8 protein-coding genes are annotated in these 8,222 nt (G+C 45.1%); 2 read left to right on the forward strand and 6 right to left on the reverse strand.

Annotated elements, in window-relative coordinates:
• The first annotated feature begins 12 nt into the window (after positions 1-12).
• Complete coding sequence (locus A1OO_RS12305; protein ID WP_016961838.1) at positions 13-411, forward strand: DUF805 domain-containing protein; 399 nt, start codon at positions 13-15, stop codon at positions 409-411.
• A gap of 293 nt (positions 412-704) precedes the next feature.
• Positions 705-1,088 carry a DUF805 domain-containing protein gene (locus A1OO_RS12310; RefSeq protein ID WP_016961839.1) on the forward strand — a complete coding sequence of 128 codons (384 nt, stop codon included), beginning with the start codon at positions 705-707 and terminating at the stop codon, positions 1,086-1,088.
• A gap of 74 nt (positions 1,089-1,162) precedes the next feature.
• Here the strand turns inward: A1OO_RS12310 and A1OO_RS12315 are convergent, their stop codons facing one another.
• The 6 genes from A1OO_RS12315 to A1OO_RS12340 form a co-directional block, all read right to left on the reverse strand.
• Positions 1,163-2,296: a flavin monoamine oxidase family protein gene (locus A1OO_RS12315; protein ID WP_017003212.1), complete on the reverse strand. Its 1,134-nt coding sequence runs from the start codon at positions 2,294-2,296 to the stop codon at positions 1,163-1,165.
• A gap of 30 nt (positions 2,297-2,326) precedes the next feature.
• Positions 2,327-3,013 (reverse strand): SDR family NAD(P)-dependent oxidoreductase, encoded by a 687-nt coding sequence (locus A1OO_RS12320; protein WP_017003213.1) that lies wholly within the window; start codon positions 3,011-3,013, stop codon positions 2,327-2,329.
• A 61-nt stretch (positions 3,014-3,074) separates the two neighbouring features.
• Positions 3,075-3,488 (reverse strand): nuclear transport factor 2 family protein, encoded by a 414-nt coding sequence (locus A1OO_RS12325; RefSeq protein ID WP_017003214.1) that lies wholly within the window; start codon positions 3,486-3,488, stop codon positions 3,075-3,077.
• Positions 3,489-3,687: 199 nt separating this feature from the next.
• Positions 3,688-5,604 carry a hypothetical protein gene (locus A1OO_RS12330; protein WP_017003215.1) on the reverse strand — a complete coding sequence of 639 codons (1,917 nt, stop codon included), beginning with the start codon at positions 5,602-5,604 and terminating at the stop codon, positions 3,688-3,690.
• A gap of 76 nt (positions 5,605-5,680) precedes the next feature.
• A complete protein-coding gene (locus tag A1OO_RS12335) occupies positions 5,681-6,829 on the reverse strand; it encodes a hypothetical protein (protein WP_017003216.1) in 1,149 nt (382 codons plus the stop codon).
• Between the two features lie 259 nt (positions 6,830-7,088).
• The coding region (locus A1OO_RS12340; protein WP_017003217.1) for a calcium-binding protein at positions 7,089-8,222 on the reverse strand (1,134 nt) is incomplete at its 5' end.

Genomic DNA, 8,222 nt, shown 5'->3' on the forward strand with positions numbered 1-8,222 from the left:
TTGGAGAAAACAATGAACGAGTATATTGGGGTGCTTAAGAAATACGCATTATTTAAAGGGCGAGCGCGTAGAAAGGAATACTGGACGTTTATCTTGATCAATGTTTTGGTTTCCTTTGCACTGGGCTTTGTCGACCAATGGGTCGGGTCTTTTAATGCCGAAGCTGGTATTGGCACTCTGGGCATGGTGTATGCGGTGGCCGTGTTTATTCCGACTCTCGCGGTGACGGTGCGCAGATTGCACGACACTGATCGCGTTGGTTGGTGGGCACTACTCGGTATCGTTCCTTTTGGCGTAATTGCTTTGCTTATTATGCAGGCCTTTGAAGGTACCAAAGGAGAGAATCGCTTCGGTGTTGACCCTAAATGTCATCAAGCCAGCCACGGCAACAACGGTACGTTCGGCGGGTAATTTATTGTTTTTAATACGCAAAAAGCCAGTCCTCGCGACTGGCTTTTTGTTTTATGCTTGCTGTTAATTGAACGTTCACTGCGTTAAAAATGTCTCATTTTTTCCTATGTCCGAGAATGAGAATGCAACTGTATGAATTGCCACTTATAAGATCACGTATTAATACTGAGAGTTAATATGTAAGTGCAGAAGCCACTTGTGTTTATGAGGGATATATCCCCGTTTCTACCCTTATGCTTTGTTAGCGTGCTAGTCGATTTTGACCTAGATACCCCAGCAGTAAGGGAAAACAAATGAAGTGGTTATTTCTTGGTTATTTAAAGTATGCAACGTTTTATGGAAGGGCGAGAAGAAAGGAATATTTCGGCTACTTTTTCACTCAAAATTTGATTTTGGCCTTCTGTGTTTTGTTGGATGTTGCCTCAGTGGGCGTACACAATTTCAATATCACGGATCTTAACGCTTCATTGTTATGGTGGGGGATGACGCTATTACCATCACTCGGTGTAACGATCAGACGACTGCACGACATCAACAAGTCAGGATGGTGGATGTTGATAAACATGATTCCGTTGGTGGGTGGGTTGATTTTTGCTGTGCTTTTATTGCTTCGAGGAACAAAGGGCGGCAATCGATTTGGTTGTGATCCAAAAGCGATATTTAGCCGAAGTATCTGAAGGTTATTTCGCTCAAGATGAACCTATAATTTTTCAGTTCATCTTGAGTCGACTGGCTAAGAAATAGGTACGTTTTACTTGTCGTGTTTTTCCCGCGACCGCTGCAATACAGCATTTTGCGCAGCTTCGAGCGCGCCTTCTAAATATCCTCCGAACTCGCGAGCCGCTTCGGTACCGGCGTAAAACACATTGGGGTAGCTCTCGTCCCTTTGCGTAAATCCATAGACGCTGTGTGAGCCCATGGCTTGATCTTCATTTGTTGCTGTGTAGGGGTTTTGAAACCAATCAACATAATGCACGGTTATGGGATTTGAGGCCTCAGGGCCAAATATTCTCTCGAGTTGCTGTAAACAGAGCTTGCGCAAAACCTCATCACCGGCTGTTTTTCTTGCAGGGCCATTGACACCCATAAATCCCATTAAAGCGCCGTAGGAGGCGTTGCCGTTCATTTCTGGTGTCGCGTCGTGAATTTCTGCGAGCGGGCCTACGCGGCTAGATGCAGAGCCGGACAACCCTTTTTCACGCCAAAATGGTGTGTCATAAACAAAAACGGCTTTGGCATGAGAGGCCATCCACGTTTCGGTTTTATTAAAGGTTGACTGCAGCGTTGGCGACATAGGTGGCGAAAACGCGATGGTCTTGCTCACCAGCCTCAATGGCATAGCAAAAATGATGCAATTCGCTTCCAACGTTGTAGGAACGCCTTTGTGTTCTGTTGTTAGGCGATAGGTGTTGTCATTGATTCTGGCAAGGTCGGTTAAGGTGCACTCAAGTTGAAGTTTGTGGGCTGGAAGTTGAGACATAAGGGCCTCCACCAACGCCCCCATTCCGCCTTCAATTCGATGTGAATCCGGCATGATTTCATAACCAAGGTTAATCGATTGTGGTGGTGTCCCACGTTGGGACTCCATTTGGTACGCACCGGTAGAAAATTGTTTGTAGTGGCGAAGTTGAAATGTTTTAACCAGGTCGGCCAAGCGCGGATTAATGGTGGGCCAGAACCATGACGGACCTAGATCAACCTGACCTTCTATTGGTGCGTCGGGGTTTGTTTCTGCGTCTGTATCTTTGAGTGAAGTCGATAAGACTCTGCCACCAAAGCGGTTTCTCGCTTCAATTAACACATAGTCTTCTTGCTGTTGCTCTAAAAGATACGCAGCATAAAGGCCACTTAAGCCGCCACCAACGATAACAGTGTGGGTTTTCATCTCCATCTCCATCTTCTTTGAGATCGTTCGTTAAAAATTTTCAGAGTAAGGGCGAAGATCTAATTCATGGCTCCACGCAGATTTTGGCTGAGTTGCCAAAGTAAAGTAGAGGTTGGCAGCGCCGCTTGGGGAGATTGCATTTTCCTCTTGAAGCTCGTGAAACCGTTCTCGACTCTTTTCGGACCAAACAATGCCATCAATTACAACATGCGCAACATGAACACCTTGAGGCTGAAACTCTCTTGCCAGTGATTGTGTTAAGCCTCTCAGTGCAAATTTGGCGGATGAAAACGCGCTGAAATTCTTACCTCCTTTGATGCTTGCCGTCGCACCGGTGACGATCAAGGTACCGCGTTTTGCTCTCACCATCCTCGGTAAGACGGCGGAGGCGACATTGAATGTGCTCATTACCGCGGTTCTCCATGTTTGCTCAAAGACACCCGCAGGGGTTGAGAGGAAAGGACCCATGGTTAACATCGCTGTGTTGCAAATCACGGTGTCGGGTGTACCGAACTGTTCTTCTATTTTTGCGAAGGCTTTATTGACCTCCGCGGGTATGGTCGTATCTGCAGAAATCATTGGGCTTGTTCGGCTTATACCAACAGCGACGTAGCCCACTTTTTCAAATCGAGATGCAATCGCTTGCCCTAGGCCTTTGCCAAAGCCGACGATAACAACAACAGGCTTAGTGTTTCTCTTCGCGGTATTTGTTTCCATAGTGCGCCTATCGACATCCTTGTTAATGGTGAGGGTTATTGAGCTAATTTCTTGCCCTTTATCAAGCAGACCAAAAGGCGTCTTCTTTTGTTTGGTTTTGAGAAAACAGCCACACTTCAACGATCTTATTATTTTTTATAAGGAATAAATCACTGCCTTGCATTGAAATAGAGGCACTGCCTTTAGATCCACTAAACGAAACGGGAGCAGACACTAAGTCACCATTTGCCATTAGGTCACCGTCTTGTGAGACAACAAATGTACCTGCCGTTTGACTCATCATGCCGCCGACCATTTGCCCTATTTCCTCAAAGCCATGCTTTTCGCCGGAAAAGGGATGATTGCCGGGTTGATGCCAAACAACTTCTTTGTCAAAAAGAGTGGCAAAGGTCTCCATGTCGCCATTTTTGAGTGAAGCGAAGTACGTTTTGATAAGCGTCAGGTTGAGTTTTTCTGCTGAAGTATGATCCATCATTTACTGTCCTTATTTGATTTTTATGGCTTTTTTTTCAGGGCCTAATACGATTTGTTATTTCGATGTCTTTACACATCTAACATGCCGTTTCTATCAGCGATTAACGACGAATTTTTTGTTGCTAGTTTGCATAGCTTTTCTTTTCGCTAATTGTCGATATAGGAGCACTAAAGCGCCTTCAGTACCGTTAGTCGAAGGTTTAGTTAGTTGTTGATGCTGATTCGTCCTGTGATTGTGGTGTGGTTTGTGATGACGTCAATTGCTGCTGGTGGAAATCATTCTTATAGATGTCAACCACTTTTTTAACACCCGGCTGACCGGATGTTTGAGCCAGCTCTTCGAGCTTTTTCAATGTGGTGTTATTTGGTCCCCCACCTTTGCCGCTGAGCAGAACAGATGTGAGTGCTTCTTGAATTTCAGGGTTGGTCTCGTTAACTAGCCTCTCGTAAAATTTTTCTTGCTCGGCAGCTGGCATTTCGTTGCTACTGTAATATTTAGCCGCAGCGATCATCACAATGGCGCTATCTTCTTTAACCAAACGATTGAGCGCCTCTTCTTTCCCTCCTTCACGGCGAAGTGCGCCTTCAACCGCAGCGTACCGTTCGTTGATGGCCTCTGATTCCAGTGATTTAACAAAGCTTGAGGTAAAGACGTCATTGTCGGAATTTGCAGCAGCTCTTAGTGCGACCACTTTTTCTCTGGAGCCATCTGCACTTCTATCAATAATATCCAGAATGATGCCATTGCTTTCGTTGGCTAGGGCAGGGTTACTGCGGGCAAGATTGCCAATATTGTAAAGCGCGGTTTCAACCAGAGAGGGGGCTTCTTTTTGCTGCATCACACCGTCAAGCGCATTGAGTGTGATCTGCGTTGAGCTTTCAACCAGTGCCAGATTAACCATGCCTGCATTTCTAAATCTATCTGGAACTTCAGCGTCCATAACAACGGAAGACAAATATACTTCTGATTCTGGTTTATTTGCATTTTGAATCGCCATTAGAATCGCTTGGCGCTCAAGCGCAGTTAGGGTGTCGTCTGACAGCATACCTTTCACTTCCGCTACCGTTTTATAGGAAAGCAGGTATTCACCAACGATAATCGAATCGCTGAAAGATAAAGAGGTAGAAAGTTTGTCTAGCTCTGTGTAGAAGGTTTCATCAGACTCGATAATCTTATTGTTCGTACTAGCGACGAGTGCCGTGTTGAATTTTTTATTGGCATTAAAGGCGAAAAGATCATCAGGAAACGAAACGTTAGAAGGTGTGAATTGGGTGGCGGTGATAAATATTTCTTGTGTCAATGTGACATCAGCATTGTTAGCCTGATCATTGCGGCTCTCTACAGGGAGCAACAATGTCGCAGAGAGTGTTCCGTGTGATGCTGCTGACGCGATGCGCTTGTTTGTATTTAACCTCGCGCTCCAAGTTTCCTGGTAATCACTGCTAAGGTTCGCTGTGTCATCCGTTTGAGATATTGGAATGATAGATTGCATAACACGAGAAGCTTTGTCGCCGTTAGCGCTTATTTGATAGGTGTACTCCACGGTTCTGCTAGGCTCTTGAAAAATAATAGGCGAGGGGGAATCACTGTAAGAAATGGATGATAGAACATAGGCAGTGATACCCAATGGGTGTGATAGATCTAAACCTAAAAGATCGACATCTCTGTATATTTGCGGTCCCTCATAAGAATACGTGAATCCAAGAGGGTTGTTGTCATTGATATCGCCAAAAGAGGCGCTATCAATTTTCAGATTCGTCACCAATCCTTTTAGATTAGACTCTGCGAACTGGCTTTTTTGCAAGACAATATCAAAGGTTGTTAGCGATTTAATCTCTTCAATCTTGTCCAGATCTGTGACGAGTTTGGTCCCTACTGTGATCTTGTAACCCAAGTATTGGCTATCATTATGAGTAACAGTATTTTTTATTGGGTTATTATTTATTGGAGTGGAAGGTATGTCTGAGTTGGATTGGGTCTTTTTATCAATAATCGCTGTGATTTTACCTTCATCTACTTTGCCAGTTTGAATATTTTCTTCACTGTATAAGGTGAATATCCAGAACGCTAAAATGGCAAAGAATGTACTTAACACATAAATGGATGACTTCTTCATGTTGTGTTAAACCTCATGTGATATCGAAAATAAGCATGTGTCATTATTCGACACATGCTTTATTTGGTGTGTTTAATTAGTAAGCGTTACGTACGTTATACAAGGTTGAATCACCGGTGTTTTTATTAACAATGATTTTTCCTTTAACGAATTTATCAAATAGCGTGATACTCGAAATTTTGATTCCTGGCCAGTCAATAAGTGTGGTTTTCCATAATGTTCCATTAAGAGGAGGAAGACTATACCAAATACTTGCGTTAATACTCCCACCAAACGCATTCAGAGCTTTGTTGGCATTAGATCTCACGTAAAATTTCCAGTTTTTTGGGTTATTATCTCGCGTGATACCGCCTTCAAGTCTCACGGGTATTTTCGCTTTCACCGTGTTCACGGATCCGCCAATACCAACACCTATACCGATGCCTACTTTTACATTCACACCAAAATTCTGGTGCGCCGATGTCTCAAGCTGGGTGTAGCCATATTCTGGCATTCTAAGACTGTAAAAGTAGTAGGGGTGTGGTACACCATTGAAATAGCCTGTGTAGCCTCCCCCCATTGAACCTTTTACAGTGGCGCCGGCGCCTATGTTAGCTGTGACCTTGATAGGCAGTGGCGCTGTTGCGAGGTTGATTGCATCAAAAAGCCCACTTGAGACGCTAGCGCCAGCAGCAACATTGACGCCATAGCCATTGTGAACGCCGTCACATTCAGTACCCACAGTAAGGCTGACGCCGAAATTGATATCGCCTGGAGTTCCTACACCGATAGACGCTGAGTGTCCTGCCCACAACCCATTCCAAACGCCCCCAATTGGAAGGTCAGGAAAGAATTTACAGCGGTTTTGACCATTTGAAACACCAGCAATTAATCCCCACAGATCCCCTGAGGCTTGTGTATCAGCAGGGGCAACGGTGGTTTCCAAATTAACATCAACGGCTCTCAATCTTTGACCGTTAAGCCAAGTGCCGTCTTGGGTAATATGATGAAGCCTAAGCGAACCGGACTTATCAGTTCGAGTGCGAACATCTGAAGCTGCCCAAGAACTTGTGCGCGGGCTGAGAGTACCTACGCCTTGCATGGGGGTGTTAACCCACCACAGAGGATCCCCCATGTTGTCCAAAGTTATATTGTGTACGGGTCCAGCTACAGACACAGCAGAAAAGGCAGTGGAAGCCACTAGCACGCCAAGTGCTGCTGTTTTCTTAATGTTTCGGTTTAACATTACTTTAACTCCAGTATCAACTTATTACTGTGAAAGTATTGAGCAAAAGTACACCTCATATGATTCAAACAGGAATGATATGAAAAGATGAGAATAAACTTATTGTGTTTTTTGCTCAGTGTTTAATTGTTTAATTGTTTAATTAGTTAATTAGTTAGTTAGTTAATTAGAACTTCCTTGTTTTCACCTCCTTGTACTGTGTGTAATTATATGTGGGAAATAAAATGGCCCTGCATATAATGCAGGGCCATTTTATTAATTAGACGAATTGGAACATATCGTCACCATATTGTGATGAGGAGAAATTCTCTAGGGTGATTTGCCCAATTACATCTCCACTGGCTTTAAAATAGAGTTCTAAGTTAGCTCCATTTTGCCAAGTTGAGATTTGGCCAATGTTCGTTGCTAAAGAATCATCAATTTGAAGTTTGTCTCCCTCCCAACGGTGATTAAAGTCTTTGATCACATCGTGACCAGACGCGCCGTCGAAATAGAAGGTATCAGCGTGAGTCCCTCCCCAAAGTACATCATGGCCACTGCCACCAGCAATAAAGTCATTGCCTGTGCCGCCGACGATGGTGTCATTACCTGCGTCACCGTAAAGCTTATCAGCGTCATTGCCACCGTCGATGTAATCATTTTCATTACCGCCATAGATGATATCGCTGTGGCCTTGGCCAAAGAGCCTGTCGCCGCCGTTACCACCATAAATCACATCGTTATGGCCACCGCCTTCAATGGTGTCATCGCCGTCTTCACCCCACAACTCATCGTTACCGTCATTGCCGTGCAGTGTGTCAGCGCCGCGACCGCCGAAGAGTTTATCGTTACCGTAATGGCCTTTTAAGTAATCAACATTGTCTCCACCCCAAAGTGTGTCGTTTCCGTCGCCACCAAAAAGATGATCTTTGCCAAGGCCGCCGACAAGGGTGTCATCACCACCTTCGCCAAACAGTTTGTCGTCGTCATTGCCACCATCTAGGTAGTCATTTCCGTCACCACCATAAAGGTGATCTTTTTCGTTTTCGCCATACAGTGCATCGTTGCCTGCACCGCCTAGAAGGGTGTCTTCGTTGCCTTCACCGTGAAGAACATCATCACCGTCGCCACCGTCGAGGTAATCGTTACCAAACCCGCCATGCATTTGATCGTTGCCAGCGTCACCCCAAAGTTTATCGCCGCCGTCTTCACCGTATAGCTTGTCGTGGTCATTTCCACCGTGAAGTTCATCTGCTCCGCGGCCACCGAACAGCCAATCCCAGCCGTTACCACCGTAAAGTACGTCATTACCATCCTCACCGTACAGTGCATCGTGGTCGTCACCGCCATCGAGGTAGTCGTTGCCCGTGCCGCCGTTGAGGTGGTCGTTGCCATAGCCGCCAATCAAAACATC

It is taken from the genome of Enterovibrio norvegicus FF-33 (assembly GCF_000286835.2).
Taxonomy (GTDB): Bacteria; Pseudomonadota; Gammaproteobacteria; order Enterobacterales; family Vibrionaceae; genus Enterovibrio; species Enterovibrio norvegicus_A.

Excerpts from the sequence above, each read along its gene's own strand:
- A1OO_RS12330 (WP_017003215.1), bottom strand. The coding sequence starts at position 5,604 with ATGAAGAAGTCATCCATTTATGTGTTAAGTACATTCTTTGCCATTTTA.
- A1OO_RS12315 (WP_017003212.1), bottom strand. The coding sequence starts at position 2,296 with ATGAAAACCCACACTGTTATCGTTGGTGGCGGCTTAAGTGGCCTTTAT.
- A1OO_RS12320 (WP_017003213.1), bottom strand. The coding sequence starts at position 3,013 with ATGGAAACAAATACCGCGAAGAGAAACACTAAGCCTGTTGTTGTTATC.
- A1OO_RS12325 (WP_017003214.1), bottom strand. The coding sequence starts at position 3,488 with ATGATGGATCATACTTCAGCAGAAAAACTCAACCTGACGCTTATCAAA.
- A1OO_RS12305 (WP_016961838.1), top strand. The coding sequence starts at position 13 with ATGAACGAGTATATTGGGGTGCTTAAGAAATACGCATTATTTAAAGGG.
- A1OO_RS12310 (WP_016961839.1), top strand. The coding sequence starts at position 705 with ATGAAGTGGTTATTTCTTGGTTATTTAAAGTATGCAACGTTTTATGGA.
- A1OO_RS12335 (WP_017003216.1), bottom strand. The coding sequence starts at position 6,829 with ATGTTAAACCGAAACATTAAGAAAACAGCAGCACTTGGCGTGCTAGTG.